Annotated in this window: 23 protein-coding genes and 1 pseudogene; 10 read left to right on the plus strand and 14 right to left on the minus strand. The window is 69.3% G+C overall.

The window, feature by feature from the left end:
• Window positions 1-141 precede the first annotated feature (141 nt).
• The 3 genes from IO29_RS20170 to IO29_RS20180 all read right to left on the minus strand — a co-directional run bounded on the left by IO29_RS20170 (window position 142) and on the right by IO29_RS20180 (window position 5172).
• Window positions 142-2433 carry a bifunctional polysaccharide deacetylase/glycosyltransferase family 2 protein gene (locus IO29_RS20170; RefSeq protein WP_030380485.1) on the minus strand — a complete coding sequence of 764 codons (2292 nt, stop codon included), beginning with the start codon at window positions 2431-2433 and terminating at the stop codon, window positions 142-144.
• Window positions 2433-3356, minus strand: a complete 924-nt coding sequence (locus tag IO29_RS38580) for a hypothetical protein (protein WP_158709352.1) — start codon at window positions 3354-3356, stop codon at window positions 2433-2435. The genes IO29_RS20170 and IO29_RS38580 overlap by 1 nt, the downstream gene beginning before the upstream one ends.
• A gap of 784 nt (window positions 3357-4140) precedes the next feature.
• Window positions 4141-5172 carry a LysR family transcriptional regulator gene (locus tag IO29_RS20180; RefSeq protein ID WP_051707737.1) on the minus strand — a complete coding sequence of 344 codons (1032 nt, stop codon included), beginning with the start codon at window positions 5170-5172 and terminating at the stop codon, window positions 4141-4143.
• Window positions 5173-5255: 83 nt separating this feature from the next.
• Between IO29_RS20180 and IO29_RS20185 the strand changes: the two genes are divergently transcribed.
• Window positions 5256-6752 (plus strand): MFS transporter, encoded by a 1497-nt coding sequence (locus tag IO29_RS20185; RefSeq protein WP_051707739.1) that lies wholly within the window; start codon window positions 5256-5258, stop codon window positions 6750-6752.
• Window positions 6753-6774: 22 nt separating this feature from the next.
• Here the strand turns inward: IO29_RS20185 and IO29_RS20190 are convergent, their stop codons facing one another.
• Window positions 6775-7812, minus strand: a complete 1038-nt coding sequence (locus IO29_RS20190) for a TIGR01777 family oxidoreductase (RefSeq protein WP_030380489.1) — start codon at window positions 7810-7812, stop codon at window positions 6775-6777.
• A gap of 208 nt (window positions 7813-8020) precedes the next feature.
• Between IO29_RS20190 and IO29_RS20195 the strand changes: the two genes are divergently transcribed.
• From IO29_RS20195 to IO29_RS20215, 5 genes are all read left to right on the plus strand, one after another.
• A complete protein-coding gene (locus tag IO29_RS20195) occupies window positions 8021-9319 on the plus strand; it encodes an extracellular solute-binding protein (RefSeq protein WP_030380490.1) in 1299 nt (432 codons plus the stop codon).
• Window positions 9316-10287, plus strand: a complete 972-nt coding sequence (locus IO29_RS20200; RefSeq protein ID WP_030993978.1) for a carbohydrate ABC transporter permease — start codon at window positions 9316-9318, stop codon at window positions 10285-10287. The genes IO29_RS20195 and IO29_RS20200 overlap by 4 nt, the downstream gene beginning before the upstream one ends.
• Window positions 10284-11156: a carbohydrate ABC transporter permease gene (locus tag IO29_RS20205; RefSeq protein ID WP_051707741.1), complete on the plus strand. Its 873-nt coding sequence runs from the start codon at window positions 10284-10286 to the stop codon at window positions 11154-11156. Before IO29_RS20200 ends, IO29_RS20205 begins: the two co-directional genes overlap by 4 nt.
• A gap of 11 nt (window positions 11157-11167) precedes the next feature.
• Window positions 11168-13426 (plus strand): alpha-xylosidase, encoded by a 2259-nt coding sequence (gene yicI, locus IO29_RS20210; protein WP_030380493.1) that lies wholly within the window; start codon window positions 11168-11170, stop codon window positions 13424-13426.
• Between the two features lie 187 nt (window positions 13427-13613).
• Window positions 13614-14432 (plus strand): hypothetical protein, encoded by an 819-nt coding sequence (locus IO29_RS20215; RefSeq protein WP_030380494.1) that lies wholly within the window; start codon window positions 13614-13616, stop codon window positions 14430-14432.
• A 75-nt stretch (window positions 14433-14507) separates the two neighbouring features.
• On the opposite strand, the gene IO29_RS20220 is transcribed toward IO29_RS20215, so the two are convergent.
• Window positions 14508-15347 carry an oxidoreductase gene (locus tag IO29_RS20220; protein ID WP_030380495.1) on the minus strand — a complete coding sequence of 280 codons (840 nt, stop codon included), beginning with the start codon at window positions 15345-15347 and terminating at the stop codon, window positions 14508-14510.
• Window positions 15347-15634 carry an Atu4866 domain-containing protein gene (locus IO29_RS20225; RefSeq protein WP_051707744.1) on the minus strand — a complete coding sequence of 96 codons (288 nt, stop codon included), beginning with the start codon at window positions 15632-15634 and terminating at the stop codon, window positions 15347-15349. Before IO29_RS20225 ends, IO29_RS20220 begins: the two co-directional genes overlap by 1 nt.
• A 216-nt stretch (window positions 15635-15850) precedes the next feature.
• On the opposite strand from IO29_RS20225, the gene IO29_RS20230 reads away from it, so the two are divergent.
• Window positions 15851-16684, plus strand: a complete 834-nt coding sequence (locus tag IO29_RS20230; RefSeq protein WP_030380497.1) for a helix-turn-helix transcriptional regulator — start codon at window positions 15851-15853, stop codon at window positions 16682-16684.
• Between the two features lie 1370 nt (window positions 16685-18054).
• Here the strand turns inward: IO29_RS20230 and IO29_RS20235 are convergent.
• Genes IO29_RS20235 through IO29_RS39535 form a run of 3 tightly spaced genes read right to left on the minus strand, consistent with a single transcriptional unit; the run spans window position 18055 to window position 19142 of the window.
• The gene (locus tag IO29_RS20235) at window positions 18055-18306 is read right to left on the minus strand and encodes a DUF397 domain-containing protein (protein ID WP_030380498.1); all 252 of its coding nucleotides are present in this window, start codon (window positions 18304-18306) and stop codon (window positions 18055-18057) included.
• Window positions 18303-18980 (minus strand): DUF5753 domain-containing protein, encoded by a 678-nt coding sequence (locus IO29_RS20240; RefSeq protein ID WP_234307556.1) that lies wholly within the window; start codon window positions 18978-18980, stop codon window positions 18303-18305. The genes IO29_RS20235 and IO29_RS20240 overlap by 4 nt, the downstream gene beginning before the upstream one ends.
• Before the next feature lie 21 nt (window positions 18981-19001).
• Window positions 19002-19142: a hypothetical protein gene (locus IO29_RS39535; RefSeq protein ID WP_234307550.1), complete on the minus strand. Its 141-nt coding sequence runs from the start codon at window positions 19140-19142 to the stop codon at window positions 19002-19004.
• A 115-nt stretch (window positions 19143-19257) separates the two neighbouring features.
• Between IO29_RS39535 and IO29_RS20245 the strand changes: the two genes are divergently transcribed.
• The 3 genes and pseudogenes from IO29_RS20245 to IO29_RS39545 all read left to right on the plus strand — a co-directional run bounded on the left by IO29_RS20245 (window position 19258) and on the right by IO29_RS39545 (window position 20920).
• Entirely contained in the window at window positions 19258-19725 is a 468-nt protein-coding gene (locus tag IO29_RS20245; RefSeq protein WP_106969846.1) for an ATP-binding protein, read from the plus strand.
• Between the two features lie 61 nt (window positions 19726-19786).
• Window positions 19787-20164: pseudogene (locus IO29_RS39540) on the plus strand (VOC family protein); the annotation flags it as partial.
• A gap of 195 nt (window positions 20165-20359) precedes the next feature.
• Window positions 20360-20920, plus strand: a complete 561-nt coding sequence (locus IO29_RS39545; RefSeq protein WP_030380500.1) for a transposase family protein — start codon at window positions 20360-20362, stop codon at window positions 20918-20920.
• Window positions 20921-21006: 86 nt separating this feature from the next.
• Here the strand turns inward: IO29_RS39545 and IO29_RS20255 are convergent, their stop codons facing one another.
• The 5 genes from IO29_RS20255 to IO29_RS39550 all read right to left on the minus strand — a co-directional run bounded on the left by IO29_RS20255 (window position 21007) and on the right by IO29_RS39550 (window position 25287).
• A complete protein-coding gene (locus tag IO29_RS20255) occupies window positions 21007-21525 on the minus strand; it encodes a hypothetical protein (RefSeq protein ID WP_030380501.1) in 519 nt (172 codons plus the stop codon).
• Between the two features lie 107 nt (window positions 21526-21632).
• Window positions 21633-23414: an alpha/beta hydrolase gene (locus IO29_RS20260; RefSeq protein ID WP_030380502.1), complete on the minus strand. Its 1782-nt coding sequence runs from the start codon at window positions 23412-23414 to the stop codon at window positions 21633-21635.
• Between the two features lie 6 nt (window positions 23415-23420).
• A complete protein-coding gene (locus IO29_RS20265; RefSeq protein WP_030380503.1) occupies window positions 23421-23885 on the minus strand; it encodes a hypothetical protein in 465 nt (154 codons plus the stop codon).
• Window positions 23886-24248: 363 nt separating this feature from the next.
• The gene (locus IO29_RS20270; RefSeq protein ID WP_030380504.1) at window positions 24249-24893 is read right to left on the minus strand and encodes a LysE family translocator; all 645 of its coding nucleotides are present in this window, start codon (window positions 24891-24893) and stop codon (window positions 24249-24251) included.
• A 250-nt stretch (window positions 24894-25143) separates the two neighbouring features.
• The gene (locus IO29_RS39550; protein ID WP_324608168.1) at window positions 25144-25287 is read right to left on the minus strand and encodes a DUF397 domain-containing protein; all 144 of its coding nucleotides are present in this window, start codon (window positions 25285-25287) and stop codon (window positions 25144-25146) included.
• Between the last annotated feature and the right edge of the window lie 39 nt (window positions 25288-25326).

Here is a 25326-nt window from a genome sequence, read left to right on the forward strand (position 1 = left end):
GGACCGGGCCGGTGGCCGAGCCGCCGGATGCCGCAGAGCCTGTCGGCCCCCAGCCCCCCGCGCCCTCCCCGTAGGACCCCTCCCCGTACGGTCCCGCGCCGTACGATCCCTCGCCGGACGTGCCCATACCCTCGTGCGCCGTCATCCGACGGGCCTCCGATCGCTCCCGCTGCCACTGCCACTACCACTGCCGCCACCGACACCGCTGACACTGCCGCTGCCGCTGCCGCTTCGTTGACCCGTGCGCTGCTGCGGGATGACCCCCGGCGCCTCCACGACGCCCGTGCGCCGCAGCTTCTGCCAGCGGAGCCGGCCGCCGGTGAGCGCCGTGGTCCAGGAGCGGAGCAGGACCACGTACATCAGCTGCCGGTAGAGGATCTGCTGGAGCGGGAGCGAGACGAGGTGCCACATCTTCTCGCGGTCCAGCCGGAAGGCGTACGCGGCGCAGATCCCCTGGATCGCCATGACGCCCAGCCAGGCGACGATCGTCTTCTGCGTGGGGCCGAAGATCACCCCGTACAGCAGGAAGATGTCGATCAGCGGGGCGAGCAGCGGCGCCACCACCATGAACAGGGAGACGAACGGCAGTCCGACGCGGCCGAAGCGGCCGGACGCGCCCCCTTCGACGAGCGCCCTGCGGTGCTTCCAGATCGCCTGCATCGTGCCGTACGACCAGCGGTAGCGCTGCGACCACAGCTGCTGCACGGACTCCGGGGCCTCGGTCCAGGCGCGCGCGTTCTCCGCGTAGACCACGCGCCAGCCGTCGCGGTGCAGCGCCATGGTGACGTCGGTGTCCTCGGCGAGCGTGTCGTCGCTCATGCCGCCCACCCGCTCCAGCGCGCTGCGCCGGAACGCCCCGACCGCGCCGGGGATCGTCGGCATGCAGCCGAGGATGTCGTACATCCGGCGGTCGAGGTTGAAGCCCATCACGTACTCGATGTGCTGCCAGGCCCCGATCATCGAGTCCCTGTTGCCGACCTTCGCGTTGCCCGCGACCGCGCCGACCTTCGGGTCGGCGAACGGCTGCACCAGTTCGCGCACGGTGGACGGTTCGAACACCGTGTCGCCGTCCATCATCACGATGATGTCGTGACGGGCGTTGGCCAGGCCCCGGTTGAGCGCGGCCGGCTTGCCCGCGTTGAGCTGCCGCACCACCCGTACGCCGGGCAGGTCGAGGTCCTCGACGATGCGGGCGGTGCCGTCGCTGGAGCCGTCGTCGACGACCAGCACCTCGATGGGGTGGTCACTGGCGACGAGCGAACGCACCGTGTTCTCGATGCACTTGGCCTCGTTGTACGCGGGGACGAGGACGGTGACCGGTTCGGTGATCGGTCCGTCGGGGCCCCAGCGGAAGTCCTTGCGGCGCACCCGGCGGGCGTGCCATCCGGAGAGCAGCAGCATCAGCCCGAAGCGGGCGAAGACCAGGAAGCCGATGACGGCGAGGCAGACGACCATCGCGCCGGTGATGCCGTCGGAGGCCTGGACGAGGAAGACCCACGCCCGGCCCTTCCACAGCTCGGTGCCGCTGACGGGGGTGTGCGCGCTGGGCGCGCCGAGCGCGTCGGTGAGGTTCTCGAACCGGTAGCCCTGCGCCTGGAGTTCGGGCAGGAACCGGTCGAGTGCCTGCACGGTCTGGTGCCGGTCGCCGCCGGAGTCGTGCATCAGGACGATGGCGCCGTTGCCGTGCTTCGGGGTGGCGTTCTTGATGATCTGGTCGACGCCCGGCTTCTGCCAGTCCTCGCTGTCGGTGTTGTTGACGACGGTGAGGTAGCCGCGCGAGCCGATGTACTTCGTCACCGGCCAGGACTTGTTGTCCATGGCGTCGGCGAAGGAGGAGTACGGCGGCCGGAACAGCGAGGTGCGGATGCCGGCGGCGCCCTCCAGGGCGAGCTGGTTCTGGGAGAGCTGCCAGTCGATGCCGCTGTGGGACTTGTAGGAGAGGTCGGGGTGGTTGAAGGTGTGCAGCCCGATCTCGTGGCCCTCGTCGACGATGCGCCTGACCAGGTCCGGGTACTGCGAGGCCATGGTGCCGGTGATGAAGAAGACCGCGTGCGCGTGGTGCTTCTTGAGGACGTCGAGCACCTGCGGTGTCCAGGTGGGGTCGGGACCGTCGTCGAAGGTGAGGACGAGCCTGTGCCGGGGCACGCTCAGCGTCGTCGTCCTGCCGTTGCGGGTGTCGATGACCGGGCCGCCGTCGAGGATCTTGTCCGGCACCTGGTCGGTGGCGGCCTCGGGGCGGACGCGGTAGTCGGCGAGGATCTCGCTGTGCACATAGCCGCGCAGCAGCAGCATCGCCGTCATGGCGAGCAGCAGCGCGGCCGGCAGCAGGAAGCGCATCGGCAGCCGGACGCGGCGGGCGTTGATGTTTCCGGAGGCGGGCTGCGAGTGCGCGCCGCCCCCCGAAGAACGGCGGCGGTTGGAGCGGCGTGCCATCAGAGGGTGTTCTCCGGGGACTTGGCGGGTGCGGCGGCGGACGGGCCGCCGGCCGCGACGGGGGTCTGGGCGGCAGGCCCGTCGGCGGCGTTGTTGGTGGTGGTGCCGCTGCCGCCGGCGTCGCCGGTTCCGCCGGACGGGGAGGGAGCCGGGGAGGTGTCGGGCGAGGCGTCCGGGGACGACGAGGCGGGCGGGTCCACGACGGTGCCGGAGTCGCCGCCGGTGCCCGGGTCGGTCTTGGTGCCGCCGGACGACTTCTTCGTGGTGGACGCCGACGGCTTGGGCTTCTTGCTGGTGGAGGCGCCCGGCTTCTTGCTGCTGCCGGCGGAGGCAGCGGGCGCGGCGGAGCCGCCGGCGGACGGGGTGGCGCCGGCGCTCGGGGCGCCGGGGTCGGCGCTGACGCCGGGGAGGACGCCGCCGGTGGCCGCGGACGGGTCGGCGGAGTCCGTGGGCCCGGTCGAGTCCTCGACCTTGCTCGCCGGGGCGCCGTCGCCCGCGCCGGGGATCGGCACCGGGACCCAGGGCGCGGCGGAGTTGCCGGACAGCAGGGTGGCGACGATCACGAGGGCGTAGAGACCGCAGGCGATGCCGACGGCGATGCCGACGCGGCGGAAGCGGCGGCTGCGGCGGCCGGACTCGTCGACGAAGACGGGGCCGTCGGAGTCCCTGCTGTCGGACGCTCCCAGGGGCCCGGCGGCCGCACCGGGCGGGGTCGTGCGGCTGCCGTCCAGCCGGCGGCCGATGCCGTCGAGCTGCACGGTCACCTCGTGCGGGTCGTGGTTGCGGCCGGGCTCGCCGGTGCGTTCCCAGGTGGGGCGGGGGCCGGGACCGGCGGGCGCGGAGGGGGTGCCCGGGGCGCCCGTGCCGGCCACGGGGCCGGGGAGGACGGCGGTCCCCGGCTCGGCAGCCCCAAACGTGTCCATGTCAGACGTCACACGTGCCACCGGTGCGGAGGCGAAGAACTCGGCGTTTTCGGGCAGGGTCCCGGCTTCGGGGGACGCGGAGGACGCGCCGACTCCGACGGACCCGGACCGCACCGACGGCCGCGCCGTGTCGAACGGCGCGAGCAGATCCGCACCGGCGGACGCGGTTCCCTGCGGGGAGCCCGGCGTGGTGTCCGAAGCGGCGCCGGCCCCTCTGTCGAACCGGGGGCGGCCAAGGACACCGTCCCGACCGGCCCGCCCACGGGCCGCACCGGCACCGACCCGCGCGCCGGTCCCCTTGTCGAACCACGACCCCGCCACGGGGGTGGACTCCGCACCGGCGGGCTCCCCCGACGGACCCGGCGGTCGGGGCCGTCCCGGCAGCCCGGCCCCCGGTCCGCCCTCCGGCCGGGCGGCCGGCCACGCGGCCGTACGACCACCCGCTTCCGGCCAGACGACCGGGCCCCGATCGCCGGAGGCGTCACCGGCCTCGCCGGTCCCGTCCGGTTCCGGCCCGGCGGATCGCTCGGCCGGTCCGTTCGGTTCCCCGGCCGCTCCGTCCTGTTCGGTACGGGTTTCCCGCCCGTTCGGTTGGGCGTTATTCCGCCAGTTCTCCACGCGCACGTACATCCCCCCAGGGGCATCACACATTCAGGCGGGCGTACGCGTCCGGGCCTACGTACTGTCGTCGGACCGGGCCCCCACCCGGTCCGAGCGCCCCCTTTATCACATTGCGCCCGGGGCACTGAATGTAGCGCATGTGCCCATGTCGTGGAGATCCATCTCAGAGAGAGGTCACCATGACGAGTGCATCGGTGTCCGGAATCCATCCCTCTTCCGGTCGCCGGAGCCATCCTTCCTCGCTCGCGAGTTCGGTAACAGAACGCCTGAGTGCATCCAAACCCGGGTGAAACAGGCCTTTTCGCCACACGAGTGACACGGGAGACAGTGGAACGGGGTCAACCAGAGGTCGTATGACCGTATGAGGCATGGCCGGAAAGTCCTCTACGGCGAGGATGGGGTTCCGGGTCTTCGCCATGATCCGCTGGAACTCCTCGGCGCCGATGGCGAGGGGCGCGGGGGGCGCGAGTTCGATTCCCCGTCCCTCGAACAGGCGACGCGCGAGGTCGGTCCACTCCAAGGTGCGCGGATTGCCCGCGCCCGCGTACACGGTCTCGCCCGCCAGCGCGCGCAGCGGCACCTCCGTGCGGCCCGCGAGCGGGTGGTCCTCGGGGAGGATCACCGCCATCCGCTCGTACCGGACCGGCTGGTGGTGCAGCCGGTCGCGGACGGCGGGGTCGAGCCCGGCGAACCGGCCGAAGGAGGCGTCGACGCGGCCGGCCAGGATCTCGGCGGCGGCCCAGGTCAGCCCGGACTCGAAGCGGGCCATCAGCTCCAGCTCCGGGACGAGCCGCCGCGCCCGCTCCAGCACCCGGAGCCCGAACAGCCCCGGGCTGTTGACGTCGACGAGCAGCGGCCGCTCGGGCTCGCCCCGCCCGAACGCGGCGAGCAGCGCGCGCTGGGCGTCCAGCACCCGGCGGGCGTACGGCAGCAGCCGGGTGCCGTCGGCGGTGAGGGAGACCTGCCGGGTGGTGCGGGCGAACAGCTCGACGCCCAGCTCGCGCTCCAGCCGCCGGATGTCCCGGCTGAGCGCCTGCTGGGCGACGTACAGCCGGGCGGCGGCCCGCGTGAAGTGCAGTTCCTCGGCGACGGCGACGAAGGCACGCAGGAGGCGGGGGTCGAGGGTGGGGGCGTAGGAGCCGGGCGGACCGGGGGTACGGGAGAGGCCGGCGGAACCGGGCGGCGTGGCTGGCATCGGGCGAACTTACAACGGAGATGCGTCAATGGCGTCGCGTCAGGTGTTGGACCCCAGGTCAGCGCCGCCGCGACGGTAGACGCATGCCGACCCCGAACCCGGAAGCACGGGACACGCCACCCACCCGAGCGGAACCCGCGGCAGCCCCCGCAACCGCGCCCGAACCCGCAACCGCAACCGCAACCGCAACCGCAGCCACAGCCACAGCCACAGCCACAGGCACAGCCACAGCCACAACGAGCCCCTCCGTCCCGGCCCCCGCCCTCCTCTCTCCCTACCGCGCGCTCTTCGCCCGCCCCGGCACCCGTGCCTTCACCCTCGGCAACCTCTTGGCCCGGCTGCCCTCCGGGATGTTCGGCGTCAGTGCGGTGATCATGATCGCCGGGGCCAGGGGGTCGTACGCCCTGGCCGGCGCCGTCACCGCCACGGGGCTCGCGGCGACGGCGGTGGCCGGGCCCTGGACCGCGCGGCTCGTGGACCGGTACGGCCAGGCCCGGATCGCCGTGCCCGCCGCGCTGACCGCCGCGCTCGGCAGCCTCGCCCTGCTGCTCTGCGTCCACTTCGACGCGCCCGACTGGACCCTGTTCGCCTCCTACGCCGCCACCGCCACCACGCCCAACACCGGCGGCATGTCCCGCGCCCGCTGGCAGCACCTGTTCCGGGACGACCCCGCCGCCGTGCACACCGCGAACTCCTTCGAACAGGCCGCGGACGAGCTGTGCTTCATGCTCGGCCCGGTGCTCGCGGCCTTCCTGTGCGGCTCGCTGTTCCCGGAGGCGGGCACGCTGACCGCTGCCGTCCTGCTGGCCACGGGCGTCCTGGTCTTCGCCACCCAGCGCGCGACGGAACCGCCGCCCACCAGGGCAGAGGCCCGCGGCCGTTCGCCCCTGCGCAGCGCCGGGATGCCGGCGCTGCTGCTCACCCTGGTCGCGACGGGCGCGGTGTTCGGGGCGATGGAGGTCGTCACGATCGCGTACGCCGACGCCCGGGGCCACCGTTCGGCGGCCGGGGTGATCCTCGCGCTCCAGGCGGCCGGGTCGTGCGCGGCGGGGCTGGCGTACGGGGCGCTGCGGGCGGGCGGCAAGGGCTCGGCGGAACGCCGGCTGCCGTGGTGCCTGCTGGCGATGACCGGTCTGATGACGCTGCCGGGCCTGTCCGCCTGGACGACCGGCTCCCTCGTCCTGCTGGCCCTCGCGCTTCTCTTCGCGGGCACGGGCACGGCCCCCACGATGGTGACGGCGATGACCCTCGTCCAGCGCCGCTCCCCCGAGGGCCGCCTGAACGAGGGCATGAGCCTCGCGGTGACGGCCCTGCTGACGGGCATAGCCACCGGCTCGGCGACGGGCGGCTCGGTGGTGGAACACCTCTCCCCGCAGGCGGGCTACGCGGTACCGGCGGTGGCGGCGGCCCTGGCACTGCTGCTCGGGACGGCATCGAGCCGGGGCAGGGCCGGCACCGAAAGGGCACCGAGCCGGGGCCGCCGCCCCGAGTCAGGAAAGGTGGAAACTCCTACCGCTCAACGTGTCGATGGCATCGATGGCATCGACGGTGAGGGTCCGGGAGATGTCCCACTGGAATGAGGCTGTGTAACCTCCCCCGGATTCACCGCCGTGCCGACGCACCCGTCCCTCCCTCGTCCCGCCCACGCGCCCGCCCACGCGCCCGCGCCCGCGCCCGCGCCCGGCCAGGAACGCGCCCCCGCACGCGCCCCACCAACTCCTCCGCCGCCCCAGCCGCCCCGTCCCACTCCGGGTACCGGAACTCGAAGCCCGCCCCCGTCAGCCGGCCCGGCACCACCCGGCGGCTCTTCAGCAGCAGCTCCGTGTCCGAACGCAGCGCGAACGCCCCGAGCTCCGCCATCCACCTGGTCGCCGGGAGCCCCACCGGCATCCCCCACGCCGAGCGCAGCGCCCGCATGAACGCGCGCTGCGGCAGGGGGCCAGGGGCCGCCAGGTTCACCGGGCCCGTGATGTCCTCCCGGTCGATCAGGAACTCCACCGCGCGCACGAAGTCGGCGTCGTGGATCCATGAGACGTACTGCGCCCCGCCGGCCACCGGGCCGCCGAGGCCGAGCCGGACCAGGCCCAGCAGGACGGCGAAAACGCCGCCGGGGTCCGGGCTCATCACCATGGCCGCGCGCAGGGCGACCCTGCGGGTGGCCGGCGTGTCCGCCTCCTCCTGGGCCCGCTCCCAGTTCTTCGCGATGTCGACGCTGTACGACCAGTAGTCCGGCACGCCCGTCTCGGCGCCGCCGATGACGCCGGTGGCCTCGTCGTTGGGGGCGTCGAAGCGGTGGGCGTACACCGTGGCGGTGCTCATCTGCATCCAGAGCCGGGGCGGCCGGGCGGCGGCCGCGATCGCGGCGCCGACGACCCGGGCCGAGTCGACCCGGGAGTCCATCATGTCCCGCAGATTGGCCTCGGTGTAGCGGCAGCTGACGCTGCGCCCGGCCAGGTTGATCACGACGTCGCTGCCGTCGACCGCCGCCGTCCACGGCCCCGGTGTCCGGCCGTCCCACGCGATCTCGCCCTCACCCCGGGGGTGGCGCGTGAGCACCACGACCTCATGTCCTGCGGCGCCGAACGCGCGCCGCAGGATTCCGCCGACCTGTCCGGTTCCGCCGGGAATCACGATCTTCATCGGCTGCCCCTCCTCCGCCTGGGACTCGGAGCGTAGCCGAAATATTGAACGCGTTCAAAAAGTAGAGATCCATGCGCGACCCATTGACGCACCCCCTCCCCCCGCCTACCGTCCCGTCGAAGCGCTTCGATACAGATTGTCGAAGCGGTTCGACGAAGTCCACTCCACCCCCCACTTCCGACTCCCCCAGGACCCCAGGAGGCACGGGATGTTGACGGCACGAAGGCGTCTGGTCGCGACCGCGGCCGCGTTGCTCAGCGGAGCCCTGCTGCTCACCGCCTGCGGCGGCGACTCGGACGGCGGGTCCGGGGACGGCAAGACGCTCAAGCTCTGGCACTACGAGACCGCGGACAGCGCCATGGGCATCGCCTGGAACGAGGCGATCAAGGAGTTCAAGGCGAAACACCCGGGCGTGAAGGTCGAGTTCGAGGAGAAGGGCTTCGAACAGATCCAGAAGACCGCCCCCATGGTCCTCAACTCGAACGACGCCCCCGACGTCATGGAGTACAACAAGGGCAACGCCACCGCCGGACTGCTCTCCAAGCAGGGCCTGCTGACCGACCTCACCTCCGAGGTCACGAAGCACGGCTGGGACAAGAAGCTGAGCACCGGCGTCGCCACCACCGCCCGCTACGACGCGAGCGGCGTCATGGGCTCGGGCAACTGGTACGGCGTCCCCAACTACGCCGAGTACGCGATGGTCTACTTCAACAAGGACCTGTTCAAGAAGTACGGCGTCGCCGAGCCCAAGACCTTCGACGACCTCACCGCCGCGCTGGACGCCTTCGTCAAGAAGGGCGTCACCCCGCTCGCCAACGGCGGCGCCGAGTACCCCGCCCAGCAGTACCTCTACCAGCTCGCCCTCTCCAAGGCCGACCGCTCCTGGGTCGACGGCTACCAGCTCTACAAGGGCAAGGTCGACTTCCACGACGCCGCCTGGACGTACGCCGCCAACACCTTCGCCGACTGGGTGAAGAAGGGGTACATCAGCGACAAGTCCAGCAGCACCAAGGCCGAGGACGCCGGGCTCTCCTTCATCCAGGGCAAGTCGCCGGTCTTCTTCAGCGGCAGCTGGTGGTACGGCCGCTTCGCGTCGGAGAACAAGTTCGACTGGGACACCGCCCTGTGGCCCGGCTCCAAGCTGACCCTCGGCTCCAGCGGCAACCTGTGGGTGGTCCCCAAGGGTGCCAAGAACAAGGAACTGGCGTACGACTTCATCGACATCACCATGTCGAAGAAGATCCAGAACCTGCTGGGCAACAGCGGCGGCATCCCCGTCGCCGCGGACAGCGACGCGATCACCGAGCCCAGGGCCAAGGCCCTCATCGGCGACTTCACCACCGTCTCCGACCGTGACGGCCTCGCCTTCTATCCCGACTGGCCGGTCGCCGGCTTCTACGACGTGCTCGTCTCCGAGACGCAGAAGCTGATCACCGGCAGCGAGAAGCCCGACGCGTTCCTCGGCAATCTCCAGAGCGCGTACGACAAGGGCGCGCCGAAGAAATGACGCTCACCGTCGACCGCGGCGGGCGCGCCCTCGGCAAGCGCGCCCCCGCCGGCCCCCCGCGCCCCCGCCGCCCCCGTAATCCGTACCCCCTCTTCCTCCTCCCCGGCGTGCTTGCCTTCGCCGTCGTGATCGTCGGACCGTTCCTGATGAACACCGGCGTGAGCTTCACCGAGTGGTCGGGGGTGGGCAGCCCGAAGTGGACCGGGCTCGCCAACTACCGCGAGCTGCTGGACGACGCCGAGTTCTGGGCGTCGTTCCGGCACAGCCTGTTCATGGTGGTCGCGATGGCCGCCGTCCCGACGGTCGTCGGACTGGTGCTCGCCGCCGCGCTGTTCGACTTCGTCGGCAAGCACTTCGGCCCGAAGATCGCGGCCGTACTGCGCGCCTGCTTCTATCTCCCGCAGGTGCTGCCGATCGCCGTCGCCGGCATCGTCTGGAGCTGGATCCTCGCGCCCGAGAACGGCTCGCTCAACGAGCTGCTGAAGGCCGTCGGGCTCGGCTCCTGGCAGCAGGACTGGCTCGGCGACCCGGACATCGCGCTGTACAGCGTGATGGGCGTGATGGTGTGGGTGCAGATCGGCTTCCCGCTCGTCGTCTTCATGGCCGGACTCCAGCGCGTCGACCCGCAGCTCTACGAGGCGGCCGAGCTGGACGGCGCCGGCTGGTGGCGCCGCTTCTGGCACATCACGCTGCCGCAGATCCGTCCGGAGATCTACGTCGTGCTGACCTGGTGCACGATCGCCGCGCTCAAGGTGTTCGGCGCGGTCTACGTGCTCACCAAGGGCGGCCCGGGCGGCGCGACCGACGTGCCCTCGTACTTCTCCTTCACCACCTTCTTCGAGAAGACCCAGGTGGGCTACGGCGCGGCGATCTCCACCGTGCTCACCGTGATCATCCTGCTGCTGTCCCTGGTCGGGCTGAAACTCCAGACCCGCGCCGAGGACGCCGAGGAAGGAGGCGCCGCATGACCGCCGTCGACACCCACGTGGGCAAGCGTGCCCCAGGTCGCACCTCCCGCTCCGTCGTCGCCCGCTACCCCGTCCTGGTAGCGCTGTGCATCGGCGCGCTCTTCATGGTCGTGCCCTTCCTCATCGTCACCGTCAACGCGCTGAAGTCGCCCACCGAGTACGCGCAGAACGGCCCGCTCAGCCTGCCTCACGGTTTCTACCTCGACGGGCTGAAGGACTTCTGGGACCGCGTCGACTACGGCCAGAAGCTGTGGAACTCCGTCCTGATCAGCGGCTCGGTGGCCGTCCTCGCCGTGATCCTCTCCATCCTCAACGCGTACGCCATCGGGATCGGCCGGATCCGCGGCCGCACCTGGGTGCTGGCGTTCTTCGTGCTGGCCAACGTGCTGCCGCAGGAGGCGCTGGTCTACCCGGTGTACTACCTGAGCAAGCAGGCCGGGCTGTACGACACCCGGCTCAGCGTGATCATCGTCTTCACGGTGATCCAGGCCGCGTTCGGCACGTATCTGCTCTCCTCCGTCCTCGGCACCTTCCCCCGCGAGATCATCGAGGCGGCCCGCATCGACGGGGCCAACGCCTGGCAGGTGCTGTGGCGGATCGTGGTGCCGGTGAGCCGGCCCACCCTCGGCGTGCTGCTGGTCTTCTTCTTCATCTGGACCTGGAACGAGTTCCTGCTCCCCCTGGTCATGCTGATCTCCAACGACAACCAGACGGTGTCGGTGGCGCTCGGCGTCCTCCAGGGCCAGCACCTGATGGACGCGACGATGACCAACGCGGCCGCCCTCCTCGGCGTGCTCCCCGCCCTCGTCTTCTTCCTCGTCTTCCAACGCACCCTCACCCGCGGCATCGCCGTGGGTGCCGTCAAGTAAGGGGTCCCCGCGTGAAGTTCACCGACGGCTACTGGCTGTTGCGCGAAGGCGTCACCGCCGCCCACCCGGTCGAGGTCCTCGATGTGACCGCCGGGCCCGGCACGCTGGAGATCCACGCACCCACCCAGCCCATCCGGCACCGCGGCGACCTGCTGAAGGGACCGGTCGTGACGATCACCGCGCACGCGCCGATGCCCGACGTCATCGGCGTCACCTTCACCCACTTCCAGGGCGCGCCGTCGCACGGCCCCGACTTCGAGCTGGCCGGGGAGGACTTCGAGGACTTCGTGGCCCACACCTCCTCCGACGACGACTCCGCGACGCTCACCGCCGGCGCGCTCTCGCTCAAGGTGGCCCGCACCGCGCCCTGGCACGTGGACTTCCTCGCCCACGGCCGGGTGCTCACCAGCAGCGGCCCCAAGGGCATGGGCATCATGCGGGACGCCACCGGCGCCCACTATCTGCGCGAACAGCTGGGCCTGGGCGTCGGCACCCACGTCTACGGCCTCGGCGAGCGGTTCGGCCCGCTGGTGAAGAACGGCCAGGTCGTCGACATGTGGAACGCGGACGGCGGCACCGCCACCGAACAGGCGTACAAGAACGCCCCGTTCTACCTCACCGACGGCGGCTACGGCGTCTTCGTCGACCATCCCGGCCGGGTCTCCTTCGAGGTCGGTTCGGAGGCGGTCTCGCGGGTCCAGTTCAGCGCGGAGAGCCAGGAGCTGACGTACTACGTCATCTACGGCCCCACCCCGAAGGAGATCCTGCGCAAGTACACGGCCCTCACCGGCCGCCCGGCGCTGCCGCCCGACTGGTCCTTCGGCCTGTGGCTGTCGACCTCCTTCACCACCTCCTACGACGAGGCGACCGTCACCTCCTTCATCGACGGCATGAAGGAGCGCGAACTCCCGCTCTCCGTCTTCCACTTCGACTGCTTCTGGATGCGCGAGTTCCAGTGGTGCGACTTCGAGTGGGACCCCCGGGTCTTCCCCGACCCGGAGGCGATGCTGGGCCGGCTCAAGGACAAGGGCCTGCGCATCTGCGTCTGGATCAACCCCTACATCGCCCAGCGCTCCCCCCTCTTCGCGGAGGGCAGGGACCTGGGCCACCTGCTGAAACGGCCCGACGGCAGCGTGTGGCAGTGGGACCTGTGGCAGCCGGGCATGGCCCTGGTCGACTTCACCAGCCCCGCCGCCCGCGAGTGGTACGCCGCCAAGCTGGAGGCGCTGCTCGCGCAGGGCGTCGACTGCTTCAAGACCGACTTCGGCGAGCGGGTGCCGGTGGACGTGGCGTGGGCGGACGGCTCCGACCCGGAACGCATGCACAACTACTACACGCACCTCTACAACCGGACCGTCTTCGACGTGCTGCGCAAGCACCGCGGCGAGAAGGAGGCCGTCGTCTTCGCCCGCTCGGCCACCGCCGGCAGCCAGCAGTTCCCGGTGCACTGGGGCGGCGACTGCGAGTCCACGTACGAGTCGATGGCGGAATCGCTGCGCGGCGGACTCTCCCTCGGCCTGACCGGCTTCGGCTACTGGAGCCACGACATCGGCGGCTTCGAGGGCACGCCGTCGCCCGCGCTGTTCAAACGGTGGATCGCCTTCGGCCTCCTCTCCTCCCACAGCCGCCTGCACGGCTCCTCCTCCTACCGGGTGCCGTGGCTGTTCGACGAGGAGTCCGTCGACGTCCTGCGCCACTTCACCCGGCAGAAGCTGCGCCTGATGCCGTACCTGCACGAGGCCGCCCGCACGGCGCACGAGGAGGGGGTGCCGATGATGCGCGCGATGGTGCTGGAATTCCCCGACGACCCGGCCTGCGCGCACCTCGAACGCCAGTACATGCTGGGCCCCGACCTGCTGGTCGCCCCCGTCTTCGACGACGCCGGCGACGTCTCGTACTACGTCCCCGAAGGCACCTGGACCCACTACACGACGGGCCGCACGGTCACGGGCCCGCGCTGGGTCCGGGAACGGCACGACTTCCTGAGCGTGCCGCTCCTGGCCCGCCCGGGGTCGGTGATCCCGGTCGGCGCGGTGGCGGACCGCCCCGACTACGACCACGCGGACGACGTCACCCTGCACGCCTACGAACTGGCGGACGGGGCGCGGGTGACGGTGGAGGCGGGCGGCGTGCCGTTCACGGTCGTACGCGAGGGCGACACGCTGCGCGCGTCCTGCGCGGACCCGACGGCGCCGTGGGCACTGGCGGCCGGGGAGCGGGTGGTACGGGCGGCGGCGGGAACGGGGTCCCTGTCGCTGGAGCTGGAGTGACCGTCGGCGGAGCCGGGTGCCCGGTCGTCGGCGCCGGCGGTGGGCTGAGGGCCGCGGCCCTCACCCGTGCGGGTGGTGCGATGCGGGCACCGACCACGCGTGCGCGGAGGCGCGGGAATGTACAACCTCCGCGACGGAAATCGACTGTGGGCTACAACCGTTCGGTCGGCGGGGCCGTCTTGGGGGCGTGACGACGACACCTTCAGCCGCGCCCTCGCTGGTCCTGCGCGGGCGGGATGCCACCGCCCGTTTCGAGAGCGGTTCGGATCACGTGCGGTGGGAGGGCGGCGGGCGGGTGGTCCGGATCCCACTCGACGCCGTCGAGGACGTGCGCGGTACGGAACGCGCCGTCGAGGTCGTCCTGACCACCGCGCGGTCCGACCGCCCCGCCACGGTCTACACGGTGCACGGCGCCGGGACCGCCGCGGTGGCCGCGTTCCGCGCCGCTGTCCGGGCCCGGCTGCCCGAGCGTGGCCCGGACGATCCCCGCCCCGAGGGCGCGGACCTGGTCACGACGGCCACCGCCGCGGGCGGCCACCGGTCACGCACCCGCCTGGCCATCTACGCCGCGATCGCCCTCTTCGCCGCGATCGACGTGACGGCGGGAGCCCTCGGCGGCGCCGGCTACCTCGTCCTGATGCCGTGCGTACAGCTTCTCGTCGTGACGGGGACGCTCATCGTGGGGCTACTGGGCCGCGGCCTGTACGACGGGCTACGCCTCCCCCGGCACGGCATCACGGTGCTGGCCGAGTTCAGCCACTACACCGACAAGGCGGGGATCTACCGCTACGCGGACCTGGACGGCGGAACCCACCACTACCGGGGCACGCCGGGCGAACAGCGACTGGAACTGAGCTACGACCCGAACAACCCCGGCCGCGCCGTCGCCCACCAGTCCCGCTACGAGCAGACGGTGATGGCCGTGGTGACGCTCATCGGCCTGGGCATGCTCTGCGCCGGGCTGTGGCTCACGTTGCACATGTTCGTGCTCGCCGTACGCGGCTGAGCCAGGTCCAGCACTGCTTGCAATAGCCGGCTCGCAATGGCCGGCATCCCGGCACCGATCGGCCGCTTGTCACGATCAGGAGGTGTGGTCGGTGGAGAGGGTGAGGTCTTCCCAGGTGTCGAGGTCGTGGTCGACCGCCTTGCGTGCGGCCCGTACCAGGCGCAGGGCGTCGGATCCGAGGACGAGATGGGCCGGCGGGTCCGGTTCGTCGAGGATGCGCAGGAGGGCGGCGGCCGCCTTGGCCGGGTCGCCGAGCTGCCGGCCGCTGGCGGTCCGCCGGGCGGTGCGGATGGGTTCGAACAGTTCGTCGTAGTCGGGGATGGAACGCGGCACACGGACCATGGAGCGGCCCGCCCAGTCGGTGCGGAAGGAGCCCGGCTCGACGGCGGTGACGTGGATACCGAAGCCGGAGACCTCCTTGCCGATGGCTTCGAGGATGCCCTCCAGGGCGTACTTGCTGCCGCAGTAGGCGGAGACGCCGGGGAAGGAGGCCAGGCCGCCCATGGAGGTGACGGCCAGGATGTGTCCGCGGCGCCGTGCGCGCATGAACGGCAGAACGGCGTGCGCGGTGGCGGCGGCGCCGAAGACATTGACGTCGAACTGAGTGCGCAGATCGGCCAGGGACGTTTCCTCGAAGGTGCCTTCCAGGCCGTACCCGGCGTTCGCGATCAGCACGTCGACGGGGCCCACGTACTGCTCCACCTCGCCGATCACGGCGAGGACCGCTTCGTCGTCGGTGACGTCGAGAAGGCGGGCGTGGGCACGCTCGGGGTGCAGAGCGGTGAACGCTCGCGCGTCGGCGTCCTTGCGGACGGTGCCGACGACGGTGTGTCCGGCGTCCAGGGCGCCCGTGGCGAAGGCGCGGCCGAGACCGCTGCTGACGCCGGTGATGAAGAAGACCTTGGCGGTGGGCATCAGGCCTGCTCCTCCTTGTGGTTCTCCCTTTCGTTCTCAGTCCCGGTCCCGGTCTCCGTCTCGGTCTCCCTCTCCCTCTCCCGGTACAGGACGAGATGCTCGTGGAAGAGCACGCCGTCGCGGATGTCGCCTGTGGCGGTGAACCCGGTGTCGTCGACGTACTCGAGGTGGTGGCCGGTGACCGTGTAGCGGCCGGTGTAGGCGCTGCGACGGCTGCCGCGGGCCTCGTCGTAGCGACCGTCGGGCAGCAGCTCCTGCCGGATGTGTCCGTCCGCCGTCACCCACATCCCGACCGCGTCCACGTCCACGTCCACGCCACCGGTCCTTCGTTCGGTGGCCTCTTCGGGCGGGCCCGGCTCATTCCTCACCATGCGCTTGCGCTCCTTCTCGTGTCCGGTTGCCGATCACCAGCCTGGGCGTCCCGGGGGAAGGGAGCCAGGACGAGTCGTGCCTGGGTACGGCACCCCCAGGCACCCGGAGGGGGAGCGGCTTAGCCTGAAGGGATGACCAGCAACGACCTCGGAGATTTCCTGCGCGCCCACCGCGCCCGCCTGCGCCCCGACGACGTCGGGCTCGTCTCCTACGGCGCCCGCCGGGTGGCGGGGCTGCGGCGGGAGGAGGTCGCCGTCCTGGCCGGCATGAACAGCGACTACTACGCCCGCCTCGAACAGGGCCGCGAGCGCAGCCCGTCCCCGCAGATCCTCGAGTCCATCAGCAGCGCGCTGCGGATGGACGACGAAGCGCGGGAGCACCTGTTCCGGCTGGCCGGCACCGCCCCGGACGGTGAGCGGCCGCAGCCGAGGGAAACGGTGAGTACCGCGCTGCGCCAACTACTGGACGCACATTCGAACGCCGCGGCCTTCGTCCTGAACCCGGCCACCGACTTCCTCGCCTCGAACGCACTGGCCGACGCGCTGTTCTCACCGTACGAGGCCATGGACAACATGGCCCGCATGACATTCGTCGACCCGGCCGCCCGCGGCTTCTTCACCCAGTGGCAACGGGCCGCCGAGGCGGTCGTCGCCGGATTGCGCCACGCCACGGGCCTGGACCCCGACTACCGGCGCCTGCACGACGTCGTCGGCTCCCTGACCGAGGCGAGCGAGGAGTTCGCCGCCCTGTGGTCCTCGCACACCGTGCACGGAAAGACCCGTGCCGGCAAGGAGCTTCTCCACCCCGACGTCGGCCCCCTCGACCTCACCTACCAGACCTTCGACGTCCGCGGTGCGCCGGGCCAGCAACTGGTGATCTACCACGCCGCCCCGGGCACCCCCAGCGCCCAGGCGCTCACCCTCCTCGGCAGCCTCCACGCCACACGCCACCTCAAAGCGCCCTGATGAGCGGAGTGCGCAGAAAATAGCTCATCTCCGCCCATTCAAAAAGGCAAACACTGAGAGTGGCACCTACGGAAGCACCTTCCAGCCTCCAGATCCCTGACCGCCTCAGCCCCACCCTTCTTCCGTCCTCACAGAGTTCCACACCGAGCCCGTGTGGGGTGAAGTCGACACTCAACCCTTTCATTGCCACATTCCTGCTCGAGCGGATCAGAGCAGAGGTCACCTCGATCTCGAAGTGACCGCCATTGAACGATCCGAAGGTGCCCCGCTTGAGAATCCTCCGAGAAACAACCCCCGGCGCTCCGAAATCAGGCATATCCATGATGTGGCCGGCAGGAGTCGTGAGCGTCCAGCGCTCGTGCCGTTCCGCTGCCGAGACAGGGTCGGAACGCACAGCCGCGGACCGAACCAGTACAACATTCCCCAGTGGCGTGGCGGCTTCTCCATAGACACCTTCCTCCTCAGCAGGGTCTCTCCATTTGCCGAGCTTGACAGTTCTCGTGACATTCACTGATCCACTCTTTTCACACGGGAGTCAGACCGTCCCACTGCGAGACCAGAGGCATCGAAGGGCTCCTTTGAGCACATGGAACACCTTCGCCCCAAATGCGGCGATCGCCAGCCAATCACGAACGTCAGACGGGCCAACCGGGCCGATTCCTCAACGTTAACTAACTAAGCGCCTGCATACGGATCATGCCATGGTGTTGCGTGAGCGTACTGAGTTTGTTCCCACTGCCGTACAGCGTTCCCGCCTCCTGCCCATCGGCGATGGCGTACAACTCGTGATCGACTGTCTCCACCAGCACATTCGGTCCACTGAGTGCTGCTGCCGAAGCTCCCTTGAACAGCAACACCTGTCACGCGCAAGAGCCCGCCCCGACGGTCAGCACCACCCCGAGATCCTGCGGCTTTGTAACCGACCTGGCGGGCCGCCGTCACCGAAAACGCCCTGATTCACCCTTTCCGCTGCCTGCCCCCGATGACGCCACCTACCCTGACAGCAACCAACACAGGTATAACGATATTGAACGGACCAGGGAGGACGCGACATGCGGCAAAGAATCCGACGACCACAGCGGTCCCCAACAGGAATCTCCAACGACTTCGGAACATTCCGCCCCCCGTAGATAAACGCCGCCTTGAACGCGCGCTTCTCTTCTCTTTCCACAAGGATGGGAAAGAACATCCCAGGGGGCGAGCGCGTCGCCCTCCTCGTTCGCAACACCACAACCAGCGAGGCCTGCCAGGCTAGTTGCGGCTTCATCGCTGCCAACGTCCCTCGTTGACCTGGCCCGGAGGTGCCGGCCACGATGGCTGCCCCGGCATTGCCTTGAGCAAGAGCCGGACGGACCGGCGGGAGTTGAGGCTCAAGCCCCGTCGTGCAAGACATACCCGAGGAACGCGGTCCAGGCGCTCTCGAGCACGCCGAAGCGGGGGCTGTGGGCCCCGAGTTTGGAATCGCGGACCTGAACGGTGTGGGGGCAGGCGGTGACTTCGAGGCATGCGCTGCCAGACGAGTCGCTGTGGCTCGACTTGCGCCAGGGGTAGGCGACTTCGAGGCATTCGCCGCCCTGATCGTCGCTGTAGCTGGACTTGAACCACGAGAGCTCGGGGCTCATAGTTCCTCCGCCACCTTCCTGATGAACCGATCAGACTCTTCGAGGTTAAGCACCTGCATACGGATCATGCCATGGCGTTGCGTCAGGGCGTTGAGCTTGTCCGGATCCGCGTAGAGAGCTCCCGTTTCCTGCCCCTCAATGTAGGCGTAGTGCTCATGCTCCTTGGTCTCGATGAGTACGAGCGGGCCGCCCAGTGCCACAGGCGGAGCACAGACGAACGGCAACGCCTGGATGGACACGTTGCGCGCCATTCCGACCTCCAGCAGATGGCTCAGCTGCCTGCGCATGAGCGCACGTTCGCCGACCACCGATCGCAGAGCGGCCTCATGGATCACAAAGTTGAAGTGCGCCAAGGGCTTCCTGACCGAGGCTTCCTGCCGCTTCAGGCGGGCCTCGCCACGCTCCTCGATCGTCTTCCCGTCCAACGGAGGACAACTGTTGCTGATCAGCTCGTGGGCGTACTCCTTGGTCTGCATCAGCCCAGGGATGAACATGGTCGCGTACGAATGCAGAGTGATGGCCTCGGCCTCCACCAGCACGTACTGCTGCGTACGCTCCGGGAACCGTTCCGGCTTCATGAACTCGTGCGCGGCCGTCAGCTTGCCGCCCGCCCGGCACATCTGGCCCGCGATCTGCAGCAACCGCAGCGGCGGCCGACGTCGGCCGCACTTCATCGACTTCACGTACTCATAGTCTTAGCCCGCCTCGTCCGCCAGACCCTGCCGCGTCACGCCCGCGCTCTCGCGCCACAGCTTGATCTGACCGCCGCAGTAACGCCAGTTCTGCTGCGCCTGCTGAGACTCCCCCGTCGCCACCCGTACCACCCGCTCCCTCACGCCACCCCGGGTACAGCCACGCTGCGTACCCGAATCGCTACTCGTGAGCGTAAACACAGGCCGCCACGCTGATCCCACCGAACGACGGGAAACCACACGCAAGGAACCCACCCCCGTGGCGACGACCCCACCTCAATCCCCCAGCAGCACCGCACTTCCCCACGACATCGAGTGGCGACTCCCCCGCCACCCCCGCAGCGTCGGCCGCGCCCGGACACTGTTCCGCGAGCAGGCCAGGCTTTGGAAGATCCCCGACGACATCGCCGAGACGGCCGTACTCCTGCTCAGCGAGCTAATGACGAACGCCTACCGGCACGCCAAGGCCCCGGCCGGCCGGGAAATCCGGGCCCGGTGCGTGGAGACGGAGGACCGGCTGCGCCTCTCCGTGACAGACGCGAGCGACACACTGCCAGTCCTCCGGGAGCCCGCCCCGGACGACGAATCCGGCCGCGGCCTCCCCCTCGTCGCCGCCCTCGCCGACGACTGGGGCACAGAACCCCGCCCCTGCGGCATCGGCAAAACCGTCTGGTGCGAACTCCGCACCACACCAGGACCGCGCCAGCCGCCACATCAGCTGAAGTGAGTTCGCCACCAGTGTGGTCCGCCAGGAGATCGCGACCCGAGGTCGTGAGACGCTGCCTCGCATGGTCGTCGCCAAGTTGCAGTGCGTAGTGCTGGACTGCGCCGACGTGGATGTGCTGTCCCGGTTCTACCAGTCGCTTCTGGGCGGCGTGGTGAACCGGCCGGATCCACGGTGGTCGCTCGGCGACGGCTGGGCGACGCTGCACGCCGACAACGCATTCGTACTGGCCTTCCAACGCGTGGAGGATTATCAGCCGCCACAGTGGCCGGACTCCGCTCACCCTCAACAGTTTCACCTCGACCTGGCGGTCGAGGATCTGGACCAGGCTCAGGAAGACGTTCTCGCTCTGGGCGCCACGCTGCTCAACGAGGGGTCCCGAACCGGAAGTTGGCGAATCTTCGCAGATACGGCAGGACACCCGTTCTGTCTCGTCCGGGACCAGGTGCGATGCGTGCTCCGATCTTGGACTGGGGAGCCGGGTGAACGTCGAAGGGCGCGACCGTCCATGATCACGTCGATACCACTCAGCATGATGGTGAAGGCCGCGCCCGTATGCCATCCTGCCCGACCCTGTCCACATCGCGCCGACTCGTCGGGCAACGGCCCCAAGGCTGAGGAGTTGTGCACGCCTGAGATGCTCCCCTCACCGCTGGACGCGGTCCGTGCCGTCCCCGACCCACGCACGCCGCACCTGGTCACCCATCCCTGGCCGATGCTGCTCGGCCTGGTCGCCTGTGCCCTGCTGTGCGGGGCGCGCTCGGTACGCGGCGTAATCCGCTGGGCAAGCGGCCAGGACGCCGGCACTCTCGCCGCCCTCGAAGTCCCCGACGGCACCCCGGACCAACTGCCGGTGACCACCACCCTCACCCGCGCGCTCGCCCGGCTGAACGCCGCCGCCGGCGTCTTCGTCCAGGCCCACACCAGCGACCCGCTGGCCGGTATCGCCGGAGATCCGCCCGTGCTACAGCCGGCCGCTGACGGCAAGACCGTGCGCGGCGCCCGCGACAGCGAAGGCCTCCAACTGCACCTGCCCGGCGGCTACCAGGTCGACCCGGACGTCATGCTCACCCAGCGGGAGATACGCCACAAACCGCACGAGACAGTGCACTTCACCACAGCCCTCGACCTGATCGCCGACATCACCGGCGCGATCGTCACCACCGACGCCCTACGCGAGCTCGGTATCACCGGATGAGCGCACATCACACCTGGGTCGTACTCGGCGCGCAGCGCAGTACGGGAACTTCCGCTCGTCGTCGGTCCGAGCGCGCAGGTCGGCATTCAGAAGGCGGCCTGGTCTCCACTCGCAGACGTCGATGAGAGGGGTTCACTGGACGACCAGAAGGCGTCTTCCATGTTGGGCCTCGGAATCGCCTCACCGTAGTAACTGCGGCCGTTCACTTTCGTCGCCGGTGGGGCCACGCTCGACTCCTTGACGCAGGAGGTTTGGACGTCCAGGAAGAACTGGCCCTCCCCGCCGACCACCAAGCTCATGCGGAGCAGTCCGTCACCGCTCTCGGCGTAGATTTCCGGGAAATCGATATTCGGGCTGACGTCGGTAATCTTGTGTCCGTTCTTCTTCCAATGACGCTCGATGATGCCGAGCAGGGCGCCCCTCCTCTCCTTCGAAACCTTTGTCATGACAACCGCGCGGCGCGTAACGTCCCCCAGCCCGGTCGATTCTCCACCACAGCTGCCGTGATCCGACACGTCGTGAGTCCACTCGACGGGAGGCTTCACCGTCGAGAAGGTTTCGTAAACAAGCGCGTCAGCCTTGTCCGCTGCCTCCTGCATGTTCACATTCGGATCCTTCCGTGCGCCTTCCGAACGCCCATGGCCACCACCGCAACCGACGGCGGCGGCGAGGAGTGCGAGTGAGATCCCGATCACTCCGATGGGAAACCTTTTCATCGTGACTCTTCTGTCGTGACTAGATCTGCTCTGCCGGAGACAATCTTGGCGATATTGTTGGCAGCGGACGGGTTTCTGTCGGAATCGAAGTATCCCGAGTGGGCCGGGGTCGGGCCCTCACCGGAGAGCCAAAGAGGCAGTGGGCCGTCGCCCGATTGTATGCGCGTGGCGCCAAAACTGTCGCTGACGGGGTCCCTGCCGAACCATCGTTCGTCGTCCAGTGCGTTGACAATGGCAGGAGCGGGGCCGATAAGGCTGCTGGGGGCCGGGAGCCAGGAAACTGGATCATTTCCGGCTGATGCGGCGAATACATGACCTTTCCCGACGTTGAGTTCGTCGGCGGTCTGCGCACCGGTGCCGGGGCTGCCCAGGAGTACGATGTCGTCGACTCCGGGTATACCGCCCTGCTCTCTCGCCGCCGTTCCCACCAAGAGGGAGCCATAGGAATGGCCAATGGCTGTGACGTGCGGATCGGCGTTCTCGTTAGTGGCCTGTATGCCTTCCATGAAGCTTCGGTATGCGGGAGCGCCCCTGTCGGCGAGAGTTGTTGACGTCACTTCGGTGAAACCGGGAGCGTCATAACCCAACCAGACTATGGAAGCGGTGGAGTGGTCGTACTTGTATGCACCTTTTGCGGTCTGAAATGCTCGCCGGACCGTGTCGTCCGCGAAGTCGCCGTCAAGCGCTATCCCTAGTCCTGGAGCGTAAGCGGAGACGTTCCTTGAAGTGTCCGGGTTTCCGTAGCTTACGATTGCTCGACCATTTCCTTCGTCCCCGATGCCAAGCAGCAACATGGGTGGTTGACTGGGATCGGCCAGCTTCTCCTGAATTCCTTTCATGCCCTCCAGTTGCGCCTTGGAAATTTCGTCGTGCTGCCCTTCGAGTTTGGCGATGAGTACATGCAGATTCTCGCGGTTCACTTCATCGCGCACTGCGGCCGGAATTCCGTCCAGGCTTCCTATGGTCTCAGGGAATGCGATCTTGTATTCTTCGCGCTGTTCGTCGGTGAGGGTGTCCCACCACTCTTTTCGGTCGGCAGGGGACTTGTCGAAGGGGACGCTGTCCTGGAGGTATTCGCGCGCGGCCGAGCTGACAGCGTCCACGTCGGAGGCCACGTCCGCCCACGTCTTCGTGCTGACGCTCAGCCCTGGCGCCGCCTTGAGTTTGCCGAGTGCCTCGCTGTACCGCTCGTCGATGTCCGTGGCCTCGCGCAGGGCGTGGGCGATGCGGTCGGCGATGTCCTGGGCCTTGGCGTGGTGCGGGTTGCCGTAGTGGATGTCGATGCCGTCGGCTTCTGCGCCCGGTGAGTACAGTGCGTTGGGGCCAGGGCCGTACAGGGCTCTGTTGCCGGGGCCCAGCATGCCGTTGTTGCCGACGGCCGTGCCGCCGGGGATCTCGTCTCCGGTCGCTTTGTTCTCGCCGCCTGCAGGAAAGGTGACGTCTCCTGCCGGGCTGACCGGGTATCCCAGAGCCGCCGCATCGTCCAACGCTTCGATCAGCCGGCGCCGAGGTGAGGCGATCTCGGCGGAGAAGCCATTGAGTGACCCGCTGACCAGGCCGCACTCGACCTGGGTGTAGTGGAAGTTCTCCGCGAGCTTCTTCAGCTGCTTCTGCGCCGCATCAGCGGCCTTCCCTTCATTGGCCGCGTCCATGGCTTTGGTGATCTGCTTGCCAATGCGCTCCGCGGCTGCATCGGCTGCATCGCTCACCGCACGGTATCCGTCTGCGGCCTCCGCGTACTCGGCCGGCTTGAGCGTCTTGAGCGCCTTCAGGTCCAAGCCGGATCACCGACCGTTGCCCTGAGCGGCAGTCGCCGCCTGGGAGCCGACACTCAGCGCGGCAATCTCTGCCTTGATCGCCTCATCGGTCCTCAGCTGGTCGTTGCCCGTCTTCTCCAGCACACCGGCGAGCCCGTCACACCACGCGTCGATGTCCTTCACTCGACGCGTCCACGAGTCGTACACACCCTGCTGCGCCGCGGCGGTCAGAAACGCGGGCCCCTTGTCGAGGCCGGTCTGGGCGTCCTCTAGCTTCGTCAACGCCTTTCCCATGTCGGTCCGCAGCTCGTCGAGCCCCTCCCCGGCCTTGGACCACGCAGCCTTGTCCGACCTCAACCTGCCCGACGGGGGCCCATAGGCCGGACCCGTGCTCGTAGCACCCCGGTCGGCCGGCAACTGATTGAGCTGCATGTGTGCGGACTGCCGTTCAGCCGCCGCAGCCTTGAGCTGCTCCCACTCCTCCCACGCCATGCGTGTGGTCCCTCCCCGACTTCCTGGACCCACCACCGGCCGAACATGCCTGTTCTCCAGCGATGTTGTGTGGACGAAGTGAACGCTAGCGTGCCGTCACCACCGTCCCCACCCGTATCCGGCATCAAGGAGTCTGAGTAGACGTACTCAGACTGGAACAAGCCGCGAACTGGCCGGATCGGTGTTTTCCGCGCAGGCCCGTCGTGCACGCGTTGCCCGAGTGCATGCGCACGCCCTACCCCGGCACCGCCGACAGACGGTCCACGTCCGTACGGAGCCCGTGACGCGGTTGAGGAACCCGTGGGCGCGCGGCGAGGCGGATTCGGTGATCCAGTGGGGTTACCGGCGCGCGGGCGGCATGGCTCAGGCCGAGGCAGGCGTACGGGACAGGGCGGTACGCAGTGCGAAGACGCCGAGCAGGCCGCCCGACGCGAACCGCTGGGCCGCCATCACACGTGGCCGAGCGGCCAGGAACCCGGATATCCGTACTGCGGCCAGCATGACCGCGGCATTCACGGAGACCCCCACGACGATCTGCACCGCACCGAGCTGGAGCAGCTGCGCCCAGCCCGGGCCCGCCTGCGAATCCATGAACTGGGGCAGGAGAGCGGCGTACAGGAGAGCGATCTTGGGGTTGAGCAGGTTGGTCAGAAGCCCCATCGAGAACAGGCGGGCGTCAGACACGGGAGGCAGGTCCCGGGCCGGGGCGAAGGGCGAGCGGCCACCGGGCCTGAGCATGCCCCAGGCCAAGTAGGCCAGGTAGGCGGCCCCGGCGAGCTTGACCACCGTGTACGCCAGCGGCACGGCCGCGAACAACGCGGACAGTCCCGCGGCAGCGGCCAGCAGGTAGCACAGGAACCCCACGGCGGTCCCGCTGAGGCTGACCAAGCCCGCCCTGCGGCCTTGGGTGATCGCGCGAGAGGCGAGGTGGATCATGTTCGGTCCCGGAGTCAGAGCCATGCCCAGTTCCACCAGGGCCACTCCCCCCGCTGCTGCCAGGCTGATCACTGGCCAACTCCCGATCGTTTTCTGGGTGGACGGCACCCGGTTGCCGCAACGGCTGCGACGCTCCGGCGGTGCCTGCTTCGCCTGCTTCGGTTGCTTCAGGGTATGGCCCTGCCGCTCGGCGCCTCCGTGTTCCTGGCTCCAGTCGACGCGATCATGTGAGTAGCCACCGGATCCGCACCCCGACATCTTCGCCGGGCCGGGCAGGGCCTTCCCTTATCTTCCGAGAAGAGGCGAAGGCCCTGTCCGCGTGTCAGAGGTGCTTGAGGAACGCGGTCCAGGCACCCGCCGGCACGCCGAAGCGGGGGCTGTGGGCCCCGAGTTTGGAGTCGCGAACAGCGACTCCCAAGGGGCATGCCTTGAGGCCACCGCCTGCCCCCACACCATCCACGTCCACTCGACTCGCGCCAAGGGTAGGCGACTTCGAGGCAGGCGC

Source organism: Streptomyces sp. NRRL F-6676 (assembly GCF_000725625.1).
GTDB lineage: Bacteria > Actinomycetota > Actinomycetes > Streptomycetales > Streptomycetaceae > Streptomyces.

Bases quoted from the DNA above. Each gene is read 5' to 3' on its own strand.
- IO29_RS38580 (WP_158709352.1), bottom strand. From the start codon at position 3,356: ATGGACACGTTTGGGGCTGCCGAGCCGGGGACCGCCGTCCTCCCCGGC.
- IO29_RS20190 (WP_030380489.1), bottom strand. From the start codon at position 7,812: ATGAAGATCGTGATTCCCGGCGGAACCGGACAGGTCGGCGGAATCCTG.
- IO29_RS20180 (WP_051707737.1), bottom strand. From the start codon at position 5,172: ATGCCAGCCACGCCGCCCGGTTCCGCCGGCCTCTCCCGTACCCCCGGT.
- IO29_RS20185 (WP_051707739.1), top strand. From the start codon at position 5,256: ATGCCGACCCCGAACCCGGAAGCACGGGACACGCCACCCACCCGAGCG.
- IO29_RS20235 (WP_030380498.1), bottom strand. From the start codon at position 18,306: ATGAGCCCCGAGCTCTCGTGGTTCAAGTCCAGCTACAGCGACGATCAG.
- IO29_RS20195 (WP_030380490.1), top strand. From the start codon at position 8,021: ATGTTGACGGCACGAAGGCGTCTGGTCGCGACCGCGGCCGCGTTGCTC.
- IO29_RS20220 (WP_030380495.1), bottom strand. From the start codon at position 15,347: ATGCCCACCGCCAAGGTCTTCTTCATCACCGGCGTCAGCAGCGGTCTC.
- IO29_RS20225 (WP_051707744.1), bottom strand. From the start codon at position 15,634: ATGTGGGTGACGGCGGACGGACACATCCGGCAGGAGCTGCTGCCCGAC.
- IO29_RS20265 (WP_030380503.1), bottom strand. From the start codon at position 23,885: ATGGCGTGGGAGGAGTGGGAGCAGCTCAAGGCTGCGGCGGCTGAACGG.
- IO29_RS20170 (WP_030380485.1), bottom strand. From the start codon at position 2,433: ATGGCACGCCGCTCCAACCGCCGCCGTTCTTCGGGGGGCGGCGCGCAC.
- IO29_RS20205 (WP_051707741.1), top strand. From the start codon at position 10,284: ATGACCGCCGTCGACACCCACGTGGGCAAGCGTGCCCCAGGTCGCACC.
- IO29_RS20240 (WP_234307556.1), bottom strand. From the start codon at position 18,980: ATGAAGTGCGGCCGACGTCGGCCGCCGCTGCGGTTGCTGCAGATCGCG.
- IO29_RS20200 (WP_030993978.1), top strand. From the start codon at position 9,316: ATGACGCTCACCGTCGACCGCGGCGGGCGCGCCCTCGGCAAGCGCGCC.
- IO29_RS20230 (WP_030380497.1), top strand. From the start codon at position 15,851: ATGACCAGCAACGACCTCGGAGATTTCCTGCGCGCCCACCGCGCCCGC.
- IO29_RS39545 (WP_030380500.1), top strand. From the start codon at position 20,360: ATGCTCCCCTCACCGCTGGACGCGGTCCGTGCCGTCCCCGACCCACGC.